The organism is Thermocrinis minervae (assembly GCF_900142435.1).
Classification (GTDB): domain Bacteria; phylum Aquificota; class Aquificia; order Aquificales; family Aquificaceae; genus Thermocrinis_A; species Thermocrinis_A minervae.
In genome coordinates, this window is sequence record NZ_LT670846.1 from 589,832 (window position 1) to 609,342 (window position 19,511).

The 19,511-nt window shown below is 44.4% G+C and carries 15 protein-coding genes and 2 tRNA genes; 1 reads left to right on the forward strand and 16 read right to left on the reverse strand.

All coding sequences use genetic code 11. The annotated features are described in order from the left end of the window. The 16 genes from tuf (B5444_RS03260) to B5444_RS03335 form a co-directional block, all read right to left on the reverse strand. A complete protein-coding gene (gene tuf, locus B5444_RS03260; protein ID WP_079653812.1) occupies positions 1–1,218 on the reverse strand; it encodes an elongation factor Tu in 1,218 nt (405 codons plus the stop codon). A gap of 12 nt (positions 1,219–1,230) precedes the next feature. After that, positions 1,231–3,318, reverse strand: coding sequence for an elongation factor G (fusA, locus tag B5444_RS03265; RefSeq protein ID WP_079653813.1), 2,088 nt, complete (start codon positions 3,316–3,318; stop codon positions 1,231–1,233). A gap of 11 nt (positions 3,319–3,329) precedes the next feature. Continuing rightward, complete coding sequence (gene rpsG / locus B5444_RS03270) at positions 3,330–3,812, reverse strand: 30S ribosomal protein S7 (RefSeq protein WP_079653814.1); 483 nt, start codon at positions 3,810–3,812, stop codon at positions 3,330–3,332. Continuing rightward, positions 3,812–4,216, reverse strand: coding sequence for a 30S ribosomal protein S12 (gene rpsL, locus B5444_RS03275; protein ID WP_079653815.1), 405 nt, complete (start codon positions 4,214–4,216; stop codon positions 3,812–3,814). Before rpsL ends, rpsG begins: the two co-directional genes overlap by 1 nt. 28 nt (positions 4,217–4,244) lie before the next feature. After that, positions 4,245–8,942, reverse strand: coding sequence for a DNA-directed RNA polymerase subunit beta' (gene rpoC, locus B5444_RS03280; protein ID WP_079653816.1), 4,698 nt, complete (start codon positions 8,940–8,942; stop codon positions 4,245–4,247). Next, positions 8,939–13,336, reverse strand: a complete 4,398-nt coding sequence (gene rpoB, locus B5444_RS03285) for a DNA-directed RNA polymerase subunit beta (RefSeq protein WP_079653817.1) — start codon at positions 13,334–13,336, stop codon at positions 8,939–8,941. Before rpoB ends, rpoC begins: the two co-directional genes overlap by 4 nt. Before the next feature lie 121 nt (positions 13,337–13,457). Further along, complete coding sequence (gene rplL / locus B5444_RS03290) at positions 13,458–13,847, reverse strand: 50S ribosomal protein L7/L12 (RefSeq protein WP_079653818.1); 390 nt, start codon at positions 13,845–13,847, stop codon at positions 13,458–13,460. A gap of 12 nt (positions 13,848–13,859) precedes the next feature. Further along, on the reverse strand, positions 13,860–14,399 hold the full coding sequence (gene rplJ / locus B5444_RS03295; RefSeq protein ID WP_079653819.1) for a 50S ribosomal protein L10: 540 nt from the start codon (positions 14,397–14,399) through the stop codon (positions 13,860–13,862). 11 nt (positions 14,400–14,410) lie between these two features. Next, on the reverse strand, positions 14,411–15,136 hold the full coding sequence (gene rplA, locus B5444_RS03300) for a 50S ribosomal protein L1 (protein WP_079653820.1): 726 nt from the start codon (positions 15,134–15,136) through the stop codon (positions 14,411–14,413). A gap of 4 nt (positions 15,137–15,140) precedes the next feature. Continuing rightward, positions 15,141–15,578 carry a 50S ribosomal protein L11 gene (rplK, locus tag B5444_RS03305; protein ID WP_079653821.1) on the reverse strand — a complete coding sequence of 146 codons (438 nt, stop codon included), beginning with the start codon at positions 15,576–15,578 and terminating at the stop codon, positions 15,141–15,143. A 12-nt stretch (positions 15,579–15,590) separates the two neighbouring features. After that, positions 15,591–16,316, reverse strand: a complete 726-nt coding sequence (gene nusG / locus B5444_RS03310) for a transcription termination/antitermination protein NusG (RefSeq protein WP_079653822.1) — start codon at positions 16,314–16,316, stop codon at positions 15,591–15,593. Further along, positions 16,316–16,510 carry a preprotein translocase subunit SecE gene (gene secE / locus B5444_RS03315; protein ID WP_079653823.1) on the reverse strand — a complete coding sequence of 65 codons (195 nt, stop codon included), beginning with the start codon at positions 16,508–16,510 and terminating at the stop codon, positions 16,316–16,318. The genes nusG and secE overlap by 1 nt, the downstream gene beginning before the upstream one ends. Before the next feature lie 12 nt (positions 16,511–16,522). Then, positions 16,523–16,595, reverse strand: a tRNA-Trp gene (locus B5444_RS03320). Then, positions 16,595–16,756 (reverse strand): 50S ribosomal protein L33, encoded by a 162-nt coding sequence (rpmG, locus tag B5444_RS03325; protein WP_079653824.1) that lies wholly within the window; start codon positions 16,754–16,756, stop codon positions 16,595–16,597. The genes B5444_RS03320 and rpmG overlap by 1 nt, the downstream gene beginning before the upstream one ends. 12 nt (positions 16,757–16,768) lie before the next feature. Next, entirely contained in the window at positions 16,769–17,986 is a 1,218-nt protein-coding gene (gene tuf / locus B5444_RS03330) for an elongation factor Tu (RefSeq protein ID WP_079653825.1), read from the reverse strand. Between the two features lie 17 nt (positions 17,987–18,003). Further along, a tRNA-Thr gene (locus tag B5444_RS03335) sits at positions 18,004–18,076 on the reverse strand. Between the two features lie 55 nt (positions 18,077–18,131). Here B5444_RS03335 and ftsY point away from each other — a divergent pair. Beyond that, complete coding sequence (ftsY, locus tag B5444_RS03340; protein ID WP_079653826.1) at positions 18,132–19,508, forward strand: signal recognition particle-docking protein FtsY; 1,377 nt, start codon at positions 18,132–18,134, stop codon at positions 19,506–19,508. Positions 19,509–19,511: the final 3 nt, after the last annotated feature.

Below are 19,511 nucleotides of genomic sequence, written 5' to 3' on the forward strand. Positions count from 1 at the left end.
TTAGTCAAGTATTTTGGTGACCACGCCTGCGCCTACAGTTCTACCACCTTCTCTTATAGCAAACCTAAGACCTTCTTCCATAGCCACAGGCTTTATAAGCTCTATCTCAAGTTCCACATTGTCACCAGGCATTACCATCTCCTGACCCTCTGGAAGCTTAACCACTGTACCAGTAACGTCCGCAGTCCTAAAGTAAAACTGTGGCCTGTAGTTCACAAAGAAAGGTGTATGCCTTCCTCCCTCTTCCTTGGAAAGCACGTACACCTGTGCCCTGAACCTCTTGTGAGGTTTCACTGTACCAGGCTTTGCCAACACCTGTCCCCTCTCCACATCGTCCTTACCTACTCCCCTCAACAGCACTCCTACGTTGTCACCAGGTAAAGCCTCATCAAGCACCTTCCTGAACATCTCTATAGAAGTGGCCACTGTCTTCAGAGGTTCTTCCCTAAGACCTACTATCTCAACTTCATCACCAGGTCTTAGTACACCTCTCTCGACCCTTCCAGTAACCACTGTTCCACGCCCAGATATGCTAAAGACGTCCTCTATAGGCATGAGGAAAGGTTTGTCCACATCCCTCTGAGGTGTGGGTATGTACTCGTCAAGGGCATTCAGAAGTTCTACTATAGCGTTGCACCATTTGTCTGGCTTTCCAGCCTCAAGCTCTTGAAGTGCTCCCAGAGCAGAACCCCTTATCACAGGTACTTCATCTCCAGGATACTCATACTTAGACAGAAGTTCTCTAACTTCTAGCTCTACAAGGTCAAGGAGTTCTGGGTCATCTACCATATCACACTTGTTCATGAAGACTACTATGTATGGGACGTTAACTTGTCTTGCAAGGAGGACGTGTTCTCTTGTTTGGGGCATGGGGCCATCTGCTGCTGATACGACGAGTATAGCTCCATCCATCTGAGCTGCGCCTGTGATCATGTTCTTTATGTAGTCTGCGTGGCCTGGGCAGTCTACGTGGGCGTAGTGTCTTTTAGGAGTTTCGTACTCTACGTGTGTGATGTTTATGGTTATACCTCTTTCTCTTTCTTCTGGTGCTTTGTCGATCTCTTCGTATTTGTAGCATTTAGCTTTGCCGCCTGGCAGTATACCTGCAGCAAGCACGCATGTTATGGCAGATGTAAGGGTGGACTTCCCATGGTCCACGTGCCCTATGGTTCCCACGTTTACGTGTTCTTTCTCTCTTACAAACTTCTCCTTCGCCATAGCTTACCTCCTTTATCCTTTTGTTGCTGCCATACGCTCTCCTATAATCTGCTCGGCTATGCTTTGAGGAACTTCTTCGTAATGGGAATATTTCATTATAAAGGTTCCACGTCCTTGTGTCAAGCTTCTCAAGGTTGTGGCATAACCAAACATCTCAGCTAGAGGTACGTAAGCTTTTATAACTGTTATCACTCCTTTGTTTTCCATACCCACGATCTTTCCTCTCCTTGAGTTGAGGTCTCCTATAACATCTCCTACATACTCTTCTGGGGTTTCTACCTCTACTTCCATTATGGGTTCAAGTAGAACGGGATCTGCCTTCTTCATACCTTCCTTAAAGGCTATAGAAGCAGCTATTTTAAAGGCTAGTTCTGAGGAGTCCACTTCGTGGTAAGAACCGTCAAATAGCTTTACCTTCACGTCTACCACTGGATATCCTGCCAAGACTCCCGATTGCATAGCTTCCTTTATACCAGCTTCGACTGCAGGTATGAACTCTTTTGGAATTACACCACCCACTATGGCGTTTTCAAACACAAAACCTTGACCTCTTTCTAAAGGTTCTATTTCTATAACACAGTGTCCGTACTGACCTCTTCCACCTGTCTGTCTGATGAACTTTCCTTCTGATACCACCTTCTTTCTTATGGTTTCCCTGTAGGCTACCTGAGGTTTTCCTACGTTGACTTCTATGTTGTACTCTCTGCGCATTCTGTCTACCATAATCTCCAGGTGTAGCTCTCCCATTCCGTGTATGAGTATCTGGCCTGTTTCTGGGTCTGTGGTAGCCCTGAAGGTAGGGTCTTCCTTCATGTACTTGTTGAGAACTTGTGAAAGTTTTTCTTGATCCTTCTTAGTCTTTGGTTCTATAGCCATTGATATGACAGGTTCTGGGAATTCAAGTTTTTCAAGGACTATGGGATGCCTTTCATCACAGATGGTGTCACCTGTCGTAGCATCCATACCTACAACGGCTACTATTTCACCAGCTGCAGCTTCCTGTACATCTTCTCTTGAGTTAGCGTGCATAAGCAATAGTCTTCCTACTCTTTCCTTCTTGTCCTTTGTGGCGTTGTATACATAAGAACCAGCCGTAATCTTTCCTGAGAATACTCTTATGTACGTGAGCTGTCCTGCGTATGGATCGCTCATAACTTTGAAGGCGTACGCACAGAAAGGTTCATCGTCTAAGGGTCTTCTTATCTCTTCCTGCTCTGTTTTCGGGTTTATTCCTTTTACAGGAGGAAGATCCAGGGGTGAAGGTAGATAATCTATGACAGCATCAAGGAGTGGTTGTATTCCTTTGTTCTTGAAGGCAGAACCACACAGAACGGGTACTAGTTCTCTGTTTATGGTAGCCTTCCTGAGTACTCTCTTTAGATCTTCTACAGGGATATCCTCTCCCTCTAGGTATCTCATCATTAGCTCGTCATCCTTTTCCACTATGGTCTCTACCATCTTGGCACGCCACTCTTGGGCCTTTTCTACGTACTCTGGAGGTATGTCCACTATCTCGTACTTGGCACCGAGGGTTTCTTCCAACCATATGATGGCTTTCATGTTCATAAGGTCTATAACACCCTTAAACTGATCCTCGGCACCTATGGGTATCTGTACGGCAACTGGTTTTATAGAAAGCTTATTTTCTATTTCCTTGAGAACTCTATAAAAATCTGCACCAAGTCTATCAAGTTTGTTTATAAAAGCTATCCTTGGTACGTTAAACCTGTCTGCCCATCTCCAGTTTGCTTCAGACTGAGGCTGTACTCCCTCTACTGCTGAGAATATGAATATGATACCATCCAAGACTTTCATAGAACGGACAACTTCCACGGAGAAGTCTACGTGTCCAGGAGTATCTATTATGTTTATCTGGTGGTCCTTCCAGTAACATGCTGTGGTAGCGGCGGTTATGGTTATTCCCCTTTCTTTTTCCTGTGGCATCCAGTCCATAGTAGCAGCGCCTTCATGCACCTCTCCTATCTTATAGGTCTTACCTGTGTAGTAGAGGATCCTTTCTGTGGTGGTAGTCTTTCCAGCATCTATGTGAGCTACTATACCTATGTTTCTTAGCTTCTCTATTGGGACCATTCTCGGCATGGTTTACCTCCTTACCATCTAAAGTGGGCGAAGACTTTGTTAGCCTCTGCCATTTTATGGGTATCTTCTTTCTTCTTGATAGCTCCACCTTTCCCTTCAAGGGCATCTAGGAGTTCAGCTTTTAGTCTCTCTATCATGGTATAGCTACCCCTATGCCTTGGTCTGCTTCTGGCTGCTTCCACAAGCCATTTTAGAGCTAGGCTTATCTGCCTCCTAGGTGGAACTTCCACGGGTACCTGGTACGTGGCACCGCCTACCCTTCTGGGTCTTACTTCCCATTCTGGTTTTAGGTTATCTACTACCTTATGGAGAAGCTCAACGGGATGCATCTTTGCAACCTTGGCAGCTTCCTCGAGAGCGGTGTAGACTATCCATTCTGCTACGCTTTTCTTACCATCTTTCATAACCCTGTTTATAAGCCTCTGTACAAGCTCATCTCCGTACTTGGGATCTGGTGGTATCTGTCTTGGAGGTACTGGGCCTTTCCTTGGCATTACTTTTTACCTCCTGCTTGAGTTTGACCTTGAGCTTTAGGTTTCTTGGTTCCGTACTTAGAACGTGATTGTCTCCTTGCTGCAACACCGGCGGCGTCAAGGACACCTCTGATTATCTTGTACCTAACACCTGGTAGGTCCTTTACCCTTCCACCTCTAACGAGTACTATAGAGTGTTCCTGTAGGTTGTGCCCTTCACCGGGTATGTATGCAGTTACCTCTATGCCGTTGGATAGTCTTACCCTGGCTACCTTCCTTAAGGCGGAGTTAGGCTTCTTAGGTGTTACTGTGTATACTCTTACACATACTCCCCTCTTTTGAGGGTTACCCTGTAGAGCAGGAGCCTTACTTTTCTTCTTTTTAACCTCTCTTCCATATCTTACAAGCTGGTTTATGGTGGGCATAACCTACCTCCTTAAGCGTAAGCTATTATTATAGCACATCCTTTTGAACCTTGGCGAGTTCTTGAGAAACCTCTACATCTTCAGGGTTGTATCTACCAGTTCCTGCTGGTATGAGGTTACCTATTATTACGTTTTCCTTTATACCTCTGAGGGGATCTACTTTACCCTCGCAGGCTGCATCTGTAAGTACCCTGGTTGTTTCCTGGAAGGATGCTGCGGATATCCAGCTTTGGGATGTTAGGGCTGCTTTTGATATACCAACCAGTATAGGTTCTACCTTGGGTAGCTTACCACCTTCTGCTTTTATCCTCTCTATCTCTCTCTCAAGCTCTTCTATGTCTACCTCTTCGTTTACTAGGAACCTGCTGTCTCCTGGATCTATGACACGCCTCTTCCTGAGCATCTGCCTGATGATTATCTCAAAGTGCTTGTCGTTTATGTCTACACCTTGAAGTCTGTAAACCATCTGTACTTCCTTGAGTATGAACTTCTGAACCTCTTCAACTCCTTTTATTCTCAGTATTTCCTGTGGATCTGGAGTACCATCTGTTAGAGGTTCTCCAGCTTTTACCGTATCTCCGTTCTTTACAAGGAGATGTTTACCCTTAGGTATGTGGTACTCCTTCTGTAGGCCTGTTTCTTTGTTGTAGACTATGACTTTGTAGCCTTTACCCTTTATCCTAACCTGCCCGTCTATGTCAGCTACTATAGTATCTGTTATCTTTGTTCCCTTCTGTATGTACTGTCCGTGTGATACTAGTATGTACTCGTCCTTCTTTATATCGTACTTTTTGGTGGTCATGGTTTTGGGGTTGAATATGAGTACTTCATCTGCATCTTCGTATATACGGACTATGCCATCTATTTCCGAAAGTACTGCTGGGTTCTTGGGTCTTCTTGCCTCAAAGAGTTCTTCCACTCTCGGGAGACCACCTACTATATCTCTGACTTTGGCCATTTCCTTGGGTATCCTTGCTAGCACATCTCCGGGTTGGGCGTAGAAATCCTTTACTACGTAGTACTTATGTTGAACTTCTGTACCTTCGGATTCTGTGCAGGTAGGGCATACGTACCACTCTAGGCTTACCTTTCCTTCTGGTATGTTCAGTATGGAGTTTACTGGGAGGTCATAGACTACTTCTGTTCCATCCTCAGTGATTATAGATATACGTGGAGTGTGGAGCATTGCATCCTTTGGTCTTGTAAAGGAGACGACCGTGGAGCTTTTACCTGTTAGAGTGTCTCTTTCTTCTTTTACCGTTACGTCAAGGATGATGTCCTTGTACTCAACTTTTCCAGCTTTCTCAGCCAGTATGTATATGTTAAATGGATCCCACTCGGCCAGTATGGTACCTTCTTCTACACGCTTGCCTTCCTCTACTAAGATGTGGGCTCCGTAAGGTATTGAGTGTCTTTCTATGGTCCTACCGGATTCGTCCACTATGCCTATGGCTGCATCTTTTGAGATGTTTATCACTTCACCCTGTCTGTTGATTATGGTTTTCACGTTGTAGAACTTAACCCAACCTGCCTGTTCGTTTTGGAGGAAGTTCTGAACTTTTTCTGCTATAGCTGCACCACCTATGTGGAAGGTTCTCATGGTGAGCTGTGTTCCGGGCTCACCTATGGATTGGGCGGCTATGATACCAACAGCCTCTCCTATGTCGACGAGCTTCCTTTGAGAAAGGTCCCATCCGTAGCACATAGCGCACACGCCAAACTTAGTCTGACAGGTGAGGGGTGACCTGACTATAACCTTTTCTATACCAGCATGGACTATCTTATCTGCAAGTTTTTCGTCCACTATCTCGTTCCTTCTGGCTATTATCTCTCCTGTGTATGGATCTACCACATCTTCAGCTAAGGTTCTGCCTATTATCCTGTCCCTGAGGGGAACCTTCTCTTCACCACCTTCCACTATGGCTGTCATCTCTATTCCTTTTGTAGTACCACAATCGTGTTCAGTTATCATTATGTCCTGAGCTACATCTACGAGCCTTCTTGTTAGGTATCCAGCGAAGGCTGTCTTTAGAGCTGTATCGGCAAGTCCTTTACGTGCTCCGTAGGTGGATATAAAGTATTCAAGGACGGATAGGCCTTCTCTGAAGTTGGACGTGATGGGTGTTTCTATGAACTCACCCGTATGCTTTGCCATAAGACCACGCATTCCAGCCAACTGCCTTATCTGATCTCTGTTTCCTCTAGCTCCTGAATTGGCCATCATGTATATAGGGTTGAACACACCTTTTAGTACCTTGTTCCCTACAGTAATGGTTCCTTTTTCTATCTCTTCAAACATGGCCTTTGAGACTCTGTCGGTTATTTCAGACCAGAGGTCTATTATCCTGTTGTAGCGCTCTTTTGAAGTCAGCAAGCCTTTCATGTACTGGTCTGCTATTTCGTCAGACTGTTCAAAGGCTTTTTGAACTATCTCCTTCTTTGATTGAGGTACCTGCAGGTCTGTAATACCTATGGAGATGCCTGCCCTCGTACTGAGGTTGAAACCGAGGTCTTTAAGGTCATCTAGGAACTTGGCAGTCCTTTCAACTCCATATTTGACATACACATCCGTTATAAGTTTGGAGAGCTTTTTCTTGTCTATTGGTTCGTTCACAAAGGGATAACCCTCTGGAAATACGGTGTTCACAAGTACCCTTCCGGGTGTGGTTTCTATTACCTTTCCGTCTTCAAGTCTTAGCTTTATCTTGGCGTGTATGTCAACCACTCCGTTCTCTAGGGCAAGAAGCACGTCTTCCTTTGATAGGAATAGCTTTCCGTCACCCTTGGCTTTTACAGCCTCCTGCGTTGCGTAGTATATACCTAGTACTATGTCTTGGGATGGCATGGTTATTGGCTTTCCGTGTGCGGGAGAGAGGATATTCTGGGTAGAGAGCATAAGAATGTAAGCTTCAAGCTGGGCTGTTATGCTGAGGGGTACGTGAACTGCCATCTGGTCACCGTCAAAGTCTGCGTTGAAGGGTGGGCATACAAGCGGGTGAAGCTGTATAGCCTTACCGTCTACTAGCACAGGTTCAAAGGCTTGTATGGACATCCTGTGGAGGGTTGGAGCCCTGTTTAGGAGTACGGGGTGCTGCTTTACCACCTCTTCAAGGCATTCCCAGACCTCGGGTGTTTTCTGTTCTACTAGCTTTTTAGCACTCTTGATGGACGTGGCGTATCCCTTCTCTTCAAGTCTTCTGTACACGAAAGGTTTGAAGAGCTCCAGAGCCATTATCCTCGGAAGCCCGCACTGGTGCATCTTAAGGTGTGGACCCACTACGATCACAGACCTTCCTGAGTAGTCTACTCTCTTACCTAGGAGGTTTTGTCTGAACCTACCCTGCTTACCTTTTAGATAGTCTGCCAGGGATTTGAGTGGTCTTCCATTCTGAGTTATTGCTTTCCCTCTTTTACCGTTGTCTATAAGAGCGCTTACTATCTCTTGGAGCATCCTCTTTTCGTTACGTACTATGATGTCTGGTGCGTCCAGTTCAAGCATACGCTTTAGTCTGTTATTCCTGTTAATTATCCTCCTGTAGAGGTCGTTAAGGTCAGAGGTGGCAAACCTTCCACCTTCTAGAGCAACAAGAGGCCTTAGCTCAGGGGGTAAAACAGGAAGTACCTCGAGCACCATCCACTCAGGTCTGTTTCCACTGTTTATGAAGTCTTCTACTATCTTCAACGTTCTAAGAAGCTTCTTTATCTTGGATTCGGAAACTTCCTTTAGGACTGTTGATCTTACCTCTTCCTTGAGCCTTTCAAACACAGGCAGGTCTTTTATCTTTTGTCTTTGTTTCTCATAGAACTCCTTTATGGCATCCTTACCGGTCAAACACCCTTCACATTCTTCTTCTAAAACCTTTCCTGTATTAGGATCTATGTAGAGTTCCTCGTTGAACACACCCAGTAGAACTTCTTCCAGTGTCTTACCTTCTGGTATTTCTAGGTTTAGACCGAAAGTTCTGAAGAAATCTGCTACCGTTTTTATCATTCGATGGTATATCTTCTTATACTTGGGCGTTTCTATAGCTTTGCCCATATCTTCAAAGCCAAAGCTATAAGGTTTGATCTCAGCTCTTAGCTTCTTTGCGTAGGCTTCAAGGTCTAGGCTGGCAAGGACTCTTCTTATCATCTCCGAGCCCATGCCACCTTCGTACTTGTGTTCTAAGTCTGTAGCGTATTGGGCTTGGTATGTATCCTCGTCTACTACGTGAAGCTTTATGAACTTTGTGTATCCTAGCTCATCCTTGATGGGTATGGTGTCTTCAGCTTCTTCAAACTGTCTTTCTTCCTCTTCAGTGAGTGGATACTCTATGACCAGATATGAGTCGAAGTAGACTACCCTTTCGGCATCTTTCGAAGATATACCTAGCAGTGTTGCTATCTTGGACGGTGTACTCTTTAAGAACCAGATATGTGTAACTGGTGCTGCCAGTTCAATGTGTCCAAACCTTTGTCTTCTTACGTAGGACCTTGTGACTTCAACACCACAGCGGTCACATATGGTCCCTTCAAATCTCTTTCCTCTGTACTTACCGCACAGACATTCATAGTCTTTTATAGGACCGAATATCTTCGCACAGAAAAGTCCTTCTTTTTCAGGTTTGTGAGTTCTGTAGTTTATGGTTTCAGGCTTCTTAACTTCACCATAGCTCCAGCTTCTTATTTCATCTGGAGAAGCTATCATAAGTTTTATCTTGTTGAAGGGAAGGATACCCTTCTTCATGTTTTATCCTCCTCTTCTATCTCTACTTGATCACAAGGCTTCTTTTCGCCATTTTCACAAACTACATTAAGGGCTAAGGCTTTAAGTTCTCTCACAAGTACTCTGAAGGACTCTGGTATACCTGGAGTATAGTGGTATTTTCCTTTGATGATAGAGTCGTAAACCTTTGTCCTTCCTTCTATGTCGTCTGACTTTACGGTGAGCATCTCCTGTAGTGTGTAGGCAGCACCGTGTGCTTCCAAGGCCCAAACTTCCATCTCTCCAAGCCTTTGACCACCAAACTGGGCTCTTCCACCCAGAGGTTGTTGCGTGACCAAGGAGTAAGGGCCAGTGCTCCTTGCGTGTATCTTGTCATCTACCATATGGATGAGTTTGAGCATGTGCATATATCCAACTGTCACCTTCATGTCAAAAGGTTCACCAGTAAGCCCATCGTACAGGACCGTCTTACCGTCTTCAGGAAGTCCTGCCATTTTTAAGAGTGTTTTAACGTCTTCTTCTGTAGCTCCTTCAAAAACGGGAGTGGCCATGGGTATTCCTCTTTCTGCGTATTCTTTTATGAGCTCTCTGAATTCTTCCTCTGAGAGATCGTCAAGGTACTTCTTGAGCTCTTCTGCGTTACCTTTACCCACTGAGTAGATCTCCATCAGGTATTTGGTTATCTCTTCTCTAGTTCTTGCCTCTTCAAGGAGTTTACCCACTTTCTTGCCTAGTTCTTTGGCAGCCCACCCAAGGTGTGTTTCAAGTATTTGACCTACGTTCATACGGGATGGAACACCAAGAGGGTTGAGTACTATATCCACAGGTGTACCATCTTCAAGGAAGGGCATGTCCTCCACGGGTAAGACTACTGATATGACACCTTTGTTTCCGTGACGACCTGCCATCTTGTCTCCAACCTTTATCTTTCTCTTCTGGGCTATGTAAACTTTGACCAGAGCTAACACTCCCGATGGAAGATCCGTACGCTTTCCTACGTTTTCTATCTTTTCCTTGTAGATAGCTTCTATGGTTTCTACCTGGATCTTTGTTCTTTCTCTTAGCTCCTCTATGAGTTTTACAAGCTTTTCATCTTCAAAGAAGTTATCCGGTTTAGTGATTATGTGGTTTAGGTTATCGTTTAGGAACTTTTCGTCTATAACAGTACCAGCCTTGTAAGTCTTACGCTTTATGGTGACATCCTTCTCAAGCTTCTTACCCAGCAGGAGTTCCTTTACTGTTTGGTCTCTACCTTCCACTATGATCCTCTTTTTGGTTTCCATCTCTTTTCTTAACTTTTCCTTTTCTTCTCGCTCTACGAGCTCTGCGAGTGGGCTCTTCTTTGGTCCTTCGTTTCTGATGAATATACGTACGTCTACAACCGTTCCTTCAATGCCTGGAGGACATCTCAAAGAGGTGTCTTTTACATCCCTTGCCTTTTCTCCAAAGATGGCTTGCAGTAACTTTTCCTCAGGGGTAAGCTGTTGTTCTGATTGAGGTGTTACCTTTCCTACGAGGATATCACCGGGCTTTACATATGTTCCTATCTTAACTATGCCAAACTCGTCGAGATGTGCCAGGAATCTTTCGTGAACACCGGGGATATGCCTTGTTATCTCCTCAGCACCGAGCTTCGTTTCCCTTACCTCTACTTCCAACTCCTCTATGTGTATGGAGGTGTACACATCATCCTTGACAAGCCTTTCGGAGATGACTATGGCATCTTCGAAGTTGTAACCTCTCCATGGCATAAAGGCCACCAGCACGTCCTTACCTAGAGCAAGCTCACCTTTATAAGTTGACTGACCATCGGCTATTAGCTCTCCTGCCTTTACTCTTTGACCTCTGTAAACCAGCGGTCTTTGATTTATACACGTGTTTTGATTGGTCCTTTCAAACTTTACAAGCTTATAAACGTCTATGCCAACATCTGTGGGATCGTTTAGATCTATCTCCTCTGGGTTTACCCTTATGACTATCTTGCTGCTGTCTACCTCTTCTACTACTCCTCCTCTCCTAGCTACTACAACTGCTTCACTGTCACGAGCTACCTTACTCTCCATACCCGTACCTACTATGGGAGAGGAGGTAAATATGAGAGGTACAGCTTGCCTTTGCATGTTCGAACCCATCAAGGCTCTGTTAGCATCGTCGTGTTCCAAGAAGGGTATGAGTGAAGCTGAGACGGACACCACCTGCTTTGGAGATACATCCATATACTGGACCTTGTCAGGTTTTACTATCTGTATATCGTTCTTGTAACGTGCGTATACTCTGTCTGCAAGCAATCTACCCTCTTGGTCTGTAGGTGTGTACTGGGCTATTACGTAGTTCTCTTCCTCGTAAGCTGCAAGGTACTCTATCTGATCTGTAACCTTTCCGTTTACAACCTTCCTGTATGGTGTGGTTATAAAGCCAAGCTCGTTTACCCTTGCGTAAACTGTCAGGGAAGTAACAAGTCCTATATTTTGACCTTCTGGCGTCTCTATGGGGCATATCCTTCCATAGTGGGATGGATGGACGTCCCTTATCTCAAACTTTGCACTCTCTCTCGTTAGTCCTCCGGGTCCTAAAGCTGAAAGTCTTCTCTTATGCGTTAGAGAAGACAGAGGGTTTGTATTGTCCAAATACTGGGACAACTGTCCACCCTTGAGGAATTCGTATATGGTACTTGTGAGGTACCTGGGGTTTAGAAGATCCTGCGGCCTGAGGTTAGGGTCATCTGGGTTTACTGTAGTACACCTATCTCTGAAGAACTTCTCCATACGAGCTATGCCTATCCTAGCTTGGTTTTCTAGGAGTTCTCCTATGGCGCGCACTCTTCTGTTACCTAAGTGAGCCACGTCATCCTTCTTCTCCCTTCCATAACGGACGTCAATAAGGTACTTTATGATGTTTATTAGATCTATGGGTTGTAAAAGTCTTGACTCTCCTTCTGTATGTTCCTTTACTTTAACTTCACTCCTGCTTTTGAAGATATCCTCTAGAATCTCCCTTGTTAAAAGGGTGCCCTTCGTGTAGTTGTCTACATCTTCATCCAGAGCGAGGGGAGGTAGTTCATTGAGCAAGTCTATGTCTGTAGGTTTTAGGACCTTTGGAACCTTATGTACCTTTGCGTTTATCTTAACCCTTCCTACACCAGAAAGGTCGTATCTGGTTAAGTCTCTAAAGTAAAGTTCAAAGTAAGACCTTGCCCTTTGAATTAGGCTTTCCTGGTCCATAACGGTAGGTTCTATGGACCTTACCTTTTTATAGATATCCACTAGAGCTATGTCCCTGAGGGTGTACTTGGACTCTATGACCATCTGACTTGTATGATCTCTCTTAAGGGTTTCTGCTATAAGTGTTTCTAGGATTATCCTTCCGTACTTACTTTGAGCTACGGCTTCTTTGGGAACTATAGCTAGCATATCTATCTTTATACGTTCGTCCTTCAATATCCGATCAAGTTGACCTATGTCTTCTATGTATCTCTCTTCTATAACTTCTTCCTCTGTTTTCTTAGATTCTATGGAGGCATGATACCTTAGTAAGGCAAAAATGTAGTGGTTAGACAGGTCATCCAGAGAGTATTCTTCACCTGTAGTAGCATCAAAGATGGATCCGCCTTTTACAAATAGCTTCTTTGTTTGAGGGTAGAAGTATCTGAGAATGTCATAGGCTGTTTCAAGGCCAAAGGCTCTTAGTATGTAAGTTCCGCCGGCCAGTTTCTTCTTGTCTATCCTGGCTGCAAGTATGTCTGAAGTGCTTGATATTTCAAACTCTATCCTTGAGCCCTTGTCAGATATTATGCTGGCTCTGTATAGTAACCTTACTACGGTGCTTTCTCTTTGTCTTTCATCCTTTTCTTCAAAGAAGACACCTGGAGTTCTGATAAGCTGGTTAACAACTACCCTTTCACTCCCGTTTATTATGAATGATCCAGTCGGCGTCATAAGAGGAATCTCACCGAAGGATATCTTTACGGGCTCTCCTACTCTTTCTCCCTTTTTGGTTTTAGTTCTCAACCTAACCAAAACTCTTAGAGGTATGCTGTAGGTAAAACCTTTTACCTTACACTCTTCGGGTGTATGCTTTTCTCTGTATATAAGCTTAGCACCACACTTAGGGCAGTTTACACCATAGCCAGCCAGGAAGGATTTGTCCGTACTAGACTTATAACCACACTTTTTACACTCCCAATCACCTACCTCGTAACCAAGGTACTCTATTATTATCTGCTCATCTGGATTCTTAAAAGGAAAAGACGTTCTAAATACGTATTCTAGGCCTACATTCTTACGTTCTTGCGGTTTCTTGTAAAATTGGATAAAATTTTCAAAGGACTCTTTTGGCAGAAAGAGAAGGTATGGTGGCGATAAAACAGATTCACTAGGGCCAAAATACTTTCTTAAAGGCGCTATGTTCCTCCTCATGCTGTAACCCTCATACGTTTAGTGTTGGAACAGGATATTATAAAAGAAGAAACGCGTCTTGTCAAGTAGATAAAGAGGGGCCAATGGCCCCTGAAAAGCTGATGTAAAAGACCCATCAAGATTACTTTATTTCTACTTCTGCACCAGCTTCCTCGAGTTTCTTCTTTATCTGTTCTGCTTCCTCCTTGGATACACCCTCCTTTATAGGTTTGGGAGCGCTTTCTACAAGATCCTTGGCTTCCTTTAGACCAAGACCGGTTATCTCCCTTACCACCTTGATGACGTTTATCTTGTTGGCACCTGCACTCTTGAGTATTACATCAAACTCAGTCTTTTCTTCAGCTGGTGCTGCAGCAGGTGCTCCAGCTCCTGCAACAGCTACGGGCGCTGCCATGACTGCAGAAGCAGAGACGCCGAACTTTTCTTCAAGCTTCTTGACAAGCTCGGCGATCTCCAAAAGGGTCATGTTGCCTATGGCTTCTACGATCTCGTCAATGCTCAGCGTTGCCATGGTTCAACCTCCTTAAGTTTGAGATTTTTTATCTTCTATGGCTTTCAAAGTGAGTACAAGTTTTTGTGGTGCACTCTTCAAAGCAAGTATAAAGTTTATCAGAGGAGCCTGGAGTGCACCCATAAGCTTTGCTACGAGTACCTCCTTTGGAGGGAGCTCTGCTATCATCTGCACATCGGAGGGCTTTAGGAATCTACCCTCCATATAACCACCGCGTATCCTAGCCAGTGGATTGTCTTTGTTGAGTTCTTTTGAAAATTCAAAGATCTTCTTAGCTACAGCTGCTGGGTCTTGGTAGGCAAAAACTAAAGCTGTAGGACCTACAAGCACCTCCCTATGATCTGCTATAACCGTGTCCATAAAGGCTCTGTAAAACAGGGTATTCTTACCTACAACTATCTCACCACCAAGATCTTTTATGTCAAGCCTAAGCTTACTGAGAGGATAGGCATCTACCTTGGTAAAGTCAAAGAAGATGACAAGCTTTGCCCTGTTTATCCTCTCTTTGTAGGACTCTATGAGCTTTCCTTTTATTTCCCAACTCCTTCTCATCTTCTGCCTCCTTATGCTACCAGTTCTTGAAGCCTTCTAAGCGTCGATGGTATATCTATCTTTATACCTGGGCTCATTGTGGCGCTGAGGGTGATGTTCTTTATGTACTGTCCTTTTACTCCAGGCGGTCTTGCCTTTACGACAGCATCTATAACTGCGTATATGTTATCTATAAGCTTCTTTTCGTCAAAGGAAATCTTTCCTACAGGCACATGCACATTACCAGTCTTATCCACCTTAAACTCTACCCTACCCTTCTTTGCTTCCTCTACAGCTTGCTTTATGTTAGTAGTCACAGTTCCCGTCTTTGGGTTTGGCATGAGACCTCTAGGACCTAGTATCCTACCTAGCTTGGCTACTTTGGGCATTATCTCGGGCGTAGCGATAACTACGTCATAATCAACCCATTCTTCTTTTAGTATCTTGTTTATGAGATCTTCACCACCTACGTAATCTGCACCAGCTTCCTGAGCTATCTTCTGAGCTTCGCCTTCTGCAAATACAAGAACCTTTATAGGTTTACCTAGGCCATGAGGAAGGACAACAGAACCCCTTACCATCTGGTCGGCATACTTGGGATCCACACCTAGTCTGAATGCTAGCTCCACCGTTTGGTCAAATTTGGGACCAGCTACTTCGTGCATTTTCTTCAATATACTTACAGCTTCTTCTACCGTGTAAGCCTTGTCCTTATCGTACAAGGATAACATTTTTTGATATCTTTTGCTCCTCTTCATGGCTTTACTCCTTATAACCTTCTATCTCTATACCCATGCTTCTTGCTGTGCCAGCTATCTGCCTCATGGCGGCGTTTATGTCTCTGGTGTTCATATCCTTAAGCTTTATCATGGCTATCTCCCTAAGCTGTTGAAGGGTTATCTTGCCCACTTTTTGCTTTTTAGGATCTCCAGAGCCACTTTTTACTTTTGCTGCCTTTTTGAGTAGGTACGAAACAGGGGGAGTTTTCATTATGAAAGAGAAGCTTCTGTCTGAGTATATGGTTATCACGACAGGGAGTATTGTACCAGGTTCGTAATCCTTGCTAGCTGCATTAAACTGTTTGACAAACTCCATTATATTAACACCATGTTGACCAAGGGCCGGACCTACGGGAGGTGCCGGCGTTGCTTGCTGTGCAGGAAGCATCAATTCAACCACAGCTGTAACTTTCTTAGCCATATTACCTCCTCCTTACAACCTCTCAACTTGGGAAAAGTCAAGTTCTACAGGCGTTAGCCTTCCAAATATGCTTATCAACACTGTAAGCTTTTCTTTTTGTGGATTTACCTCTTCTACAGTTCCTGTAAAGTTCATAAATGGGCCTTCTATAACTCTTACCTGATCGCCTTTTTCAAAGGGTACCTTGGTGGGCTTGACTCCCTTCTTTACAAAGTTGAGTATCCTCTCTACTTCCTTCTCCTCTATGGGTGCGATTCTTCCACCCACCAGCACTGGCCTGTATATATGCGGTGTCTTCTCTATGACTCTAAGCAGCTTGTCGTTCATCTTTGCCTTTATCAGTATGTATCCGGGAAACATCTTAGAATCTAGTATTATCTTTGCTTCTACTTTGTTCTCTTTACATACTATCTTTTGACCAGGTTTGGATATGGGTGGTGCTTCTATGCATGTATCACCCTCCGGTGCCTCTATCACTCTGACTGTGCCGTTTTCTATTCTAAAGGTGGTAACGCCTTTTCTGCCGAGTACGCTTATGTCTCTATTGTTGCCGTGCAAAGACAGTCTGTACTTTTCTTTACCCCCAGCCTTTATGACTACTCTTTCCTCTGCTGGGACTACCACTTCCTCTACAAGGTCCTCTAGCTCTTCTAAAGCTAGAACCTTTAGGAGGTTTTCTTTGGCAACTACTTCTTTACCTGCTTCTGTTTGTAAGGCGTACCACTTTGCCTCGTCCATCAGCCACCCCTCAAAGTCAAAAGCATGTGTACCAACCTAACAAGGATAAGGTCCACAACCCACAAGTACAATCCTATAGCTAAAGAGAACATTATAACACCAAAAGTGGCCTTTAGAGCCAAGTCTCTATCAGGCCAGCTAACTCTCCTAAGTTCCTGCTTTACTTCACTCAGAAACTTTTTTATCTTTTCCATGGGTTCTCCATACGGGGCACGGAGGACTCGAACCCCCAACCGCGGGATTTGGAGTCCCGCGCTCTGCCAATTGAGCTAGTGCCCCTACTTGACCTCTCTATGTAATGTATGCTTTTTGCACCATTTGCAATACTTCCTAAGCTCCAACCTCTGGGTGTGCTTTTTCTTGTTCTTGGTAGTGGAGTAGTTCCTCCTCTTACACTCCGTACATGCTAAAACTATAACTTCCCTTGCCTTTGCAGCCATCTTTCAACTCCTTTAGTCAAGTATTTTGGTGACCACGCCTGCGCCTACAGTTCTACCACCTTCTCTTATAGCAAACCTAAGACCTTCTTCCATAGCCACAGGCTTTATAAGCTCTATCTCAAGTTCCACATTGTCACCAGGCATTACCATCTCCTGACCCTCTGGAAGCTTAACCACTGTACCAGTAACGTCCGCAGTCCTAAAGTAAAACTGTGGCCTGTAGTTCACAAAGAAAGGTGTATGCCTTCCTCCCTCTTCCTTGGAAAGCACGTACACCTGTGCCCTGAACCTCTTGTGAGGTTTCACCGTACCAGGCTTTGCCAACACCTGTCCCCTCTCCACATCGTCCTTACCTACTCCCCTCAACAGCACTCCTACGTTGTCACCAGGTAAAGCCTCATCAAGCACCTTCCTGAACATCTCTATAGAAGTGGCCACTGTCTTCAGAGGTTCTTCCCTAAGACCTACTATCTCAACTTCATCACCAGGTCTTAGTACACCTCTCTCGACCCTTCCAGTAACCACTGTTCCACGCCCAGATATGCTAAAGACGTCCTCTATAGGCATGAGGAAAGGTTTGTCCACATCCCTCTGAGGTGTGGGTATGTACTCGTCAAGGGCATTCAGAAGTTCTACTATAGCGTTGCACCATTTGTCTGGCTTTCCAGCCTCAAGCTCTTGAAGTGCTCCCAGAGCAGAACCCCTTATCACAGGTACTTCATCTCCAGGATACTCATACTTAGACAGAAGTTCTCTAACTTCTAGCTCTACAAGGTCAAGGAGTTCTGGGTCATCTACCATATCACACTTGTTCATGAAGACTACTATGTATGGGACGTTAACTTGTCTTGCAAGGAGGACGTGTTCTCTTGTTTGGGGCATGGGGCCATCTGCTGCTGATACGACGAGTATAGCTCCATCCATCTGAGCTGCGCCTGTGATCATGTTCTTTATGTAGTCTGCGTGGCCTGGGCAGTCTACGTGGGCGTAGTGTCTTTTAGGAGTTTCGTACTCTACGTGTGTGATGTTTATGGTTATACCTCTTTCTCTTTCTTCTGGTGCTTTGTCGATCTCTTCGTATTTGTAGCATTTAGCTTTGCCGCCTGGCATTATGCCAGCTGCAAGCACGCATGTTATGGCAGATGTAAGGGTGGACTTTCCATGGTCCACGTGCCCTATGGTCCCCACGTTTACGTGTTCTTTCTCTCTTACAAACTTCTCCTTCGCCATAGCTTACCTCCTGATAAAGCCCAGGACCGGACTTGAACCGGCGACCTCACCCTTACCAAGGGTGTGCTCTGCCGACTGAGCTACCTGGGCTAAGCTTTAAAGAGAAATTATAGCATAAAGTTAAGAGAGTTTATAATATCAGACCATGCTCTTTTGGAAAAAGTCAGAGGAGGAAAGAAAGGCAGAGGAAGGAGACAAGACTGCCATCCTTTCCCTCATAGAGAAAGGCAAGGTAAAGAAGGCTATACAGATACTTGAAAAGTTTAAAGACAACCCTCAATTAAGACCTATCCTGTTTGACCTCTACTTGAAGGAAGGTAAGTATTACTATGCCTATCAACTATTGGAGGGTTATGACCCGAACTTAGGGACAGCAAAGGAGAGGGCTTTAGTCTATGCAAAGGCAGGCCAATATAAAAAGGCTGTAGAAGAGTATCTCAAGGTAGGAGATTTTGAAAGCCTTATTCATGCGGGTGATCTTCTCTACAGTATGGGAGAAAAGGAAAAAGCTCTTGAAGTATATCAAAGAGCGCTCAAACTAGCTCCACTTTTGGAAAGGCAAACCCTAGAGGAAAAGATACAGAAGGTCAAGGTGGATCTTGGTCTGGTTGAAGTAAAAAAAGAAAGCTTTATAGACAAGCTTAAAAAAGGTCTCAAGAAGACAAAGGAGGCTGTTGAGTTTGGTCTTCTCTTCAGGGGAAGGAAGGTAGATGAAGAGTTGTTTGAAGAGTTGGAAGAGAGACTTATAAGAGCAGACATAGGAGTCAAGTTGACGGTTAAGATAGTGGAGGAACTAAGAAAAGAAGCTATAAGGAGAAACATAAAACAAGCTGAAGAGTTAAAGGATCTTCTGAAAGGCATGCTCATATCGTACATAAAGGACTGTAAAGGTGAGATAAAACAGAAAGATGAACTTGTAGTTTACCTCTTTTTAGGCGTAAACGGTTCTGGAAAGACTACTACTATAGGAAAGCTTGCTTACCGCTTTGTAAAGGAAGGTAAAAAAACTCTACTATGTGCGGCAGACACCTTTAGAGCTGCGGCCATAGAGCAATTAGAAGTTTGGGCACAGAGGAGCGGAGCAGACATAGTAAAAAAGCAGGAAGGTTCTGACCCTGCAGCGGTAGTTTACGAAGGTCTTCAAAAAGCTGTAAGTGAGGGTTATCAGAGGGTACTAATAGATACTGCTGGAAGATTGCATACCAAAGAACCTCTTATCAAGGAGCTCAGGAAGATAAAGCAGACAATATTGAGGTTTGTGAGTGAGGAAGATGTGGAAACACTACTGGTTCTTGATGCTACCATAGGTCAGAACTCCATATCCCAGGCAAAAGTGTTCAAAGAAGCCGTAGACATATCTGGTATAATCCTTACTAAGTTAGACGGTACATCCAAAGGGGGTACCGTAGTGCCTATCTGTCAGGAACTCAAGATCCCTATAAAGCTTTTAGGTTTAGGAGAGGGCTTAGAAGACCTTCAGCCTTTTGAACCTGAAGCCTTCGTGGAAGAACTTTTAAGCTGAGGA

Coding starts and splice junctions, on each gene's coding strand:
- tuf (WP_079653812.1), bottom strand. CDS start 1,218: ATGGCGAAGGAGAAGTTTGTAAGAGAGAAAGAACACGTAAACGTGGGA.
- fusA (WP_079653813.1), bottom strand. CDS start 3,318: ATGCCGAGAATGGTCCCAATAGAGAAGCTAAGAAACATAGGTATAGTA.
- rpsG (WP_079653814.1), bottom strand. CDS start 3,812: ATGCCAAGGAAAGGCCCAGTACCTCCAAGACAGATACCACCAGATCCC.
- rpsL (WP_079653815.1), bottom strand. CDS start 4,216: ATGCCCACCATAAACCAGCTTGTAAGATATGGAAGAGAGGTTAAAAAG.
- rpoC (WP_079653816.1), bottom strand. CDS start 8,942: ATGAAGAAGGGTATCCTTCCCTTCAACAAGATAAAACTTATGATAGCT.
- rpoB (WP_079653817.1), bottom strand. CDS start 13,336: ATGAGGAGGAACATAGCGCCTTTAAGAAAGTATTTTGGCCCTAGTGAA.
- rplL (WP_079653818.1), bottom strand. CDS start 13,847: ATGGCAACGCTGAGCATTGACGAGATCGTAGAAGCCATAGGCAACATG.
- rplJ (WP_079653819.1), bottom strand. CDS start 14,399: ATGAGAAGGAGTTGGGAAATAAAAGGAAAGCTCATAGAGTCCTACAAA.
- rplA (WP_079653820.1), bottom strand. CDS start 15,136: ATGAAGAGGAGCAAAAGATATCAAAAAATGTTATCCTTGTACGATAAG.
- rplK (WP_079653821.1), bottom strand. CDS start 15,578: ATGGCTAAGAAAGTTACAGCTGTGGTTGAATTGATGCTTCCTGCACAG.
- nusG (WP_079653822.1), bottom strand. CDS start 16,316: ATGGACGAGGCAAAGTGGTACGCCTTACAAACAGAAGCAGGTAAAGAA.
- secE (WP_079653823.1), bottom strand. CDS start 16,510: ATGGAAAAGATAAAAAAGTTTCTGAGTGAAGTAAAGCAGGAACTTAGG.
- rpmG (WP_079653824.1), bottom strand. CDS start 16,756: ATGGCTGCAAAGGCAAGGGAAGTTATAGTTTTAGCATGTACGGAGTGT.
- tuf (WP_079653825.1), bottom strand. CDS start 17,986: ATGGCGAAGGAGAAGTTTGTAAGAGAGAAAGAACACGTAAACGTGGGG.
- ftsY (WP_079653826.1), top strand. CDS start 18,132: ATGCTCTTTTGGAAAAAGTCAGAGGAGGAAAGAAAGGCAGAGGAAGGA.